Origin of the sequence: Bacillus sp. SIMBA_008, assembly GCF_046535495.1 — a bacterium.
GTDB classification, from domain to species: Bacteria; Bacillota; Bacilli; order Bacillales; family Bacillaceae; genus Bacillus; species Bacillus subtilis.
Genome location: NZ_JAWRWL010000856.1, coordinates 1 through 254 on the forward strand (window position 1 = coordinate 1; position 254 = coordinate 254).

1 protein-coding gene is annotated in these 254 nt (G+C 36.2%); it reads left to right on the plus strand.

The features are described from left to right. Positions 1 to 91: 91 nt before the first annotated feature. Positions 92 to 254, plus strand: a 163-nt coding sequence (locus tag SB658_RS25770) for an AbrB/MazE/SpoVT family DNA-binding domain-containing protein (protein ID WP_410603307.1), incomplete at its 3' end; no start/stop codon positions are given.

Consider the following 254-nt stretch of genomic DNA (forward strand, 5'->3'; position numbering starts at 1 on the left):
TGTAAAATACTATGTCTAACAGTTGGTGATTTTTACATGAACAGGTAAATTCACCACTTTGATCATCAGTAGAAAGTGAGGCAGCATTAGAATGAAAGCAACTGGAATCGTACGTCGAATTGATGATTTAGGTAGGGTAGTAATCCCGAAGGAAATTCGTAGAACTTTACGTATTCGAGAAGGAGACCCACTAGAAATATTTGTTGATCGCGATGGAGAAGTGATTTTGAAAAAATATTCTCCAATTAGTGAAC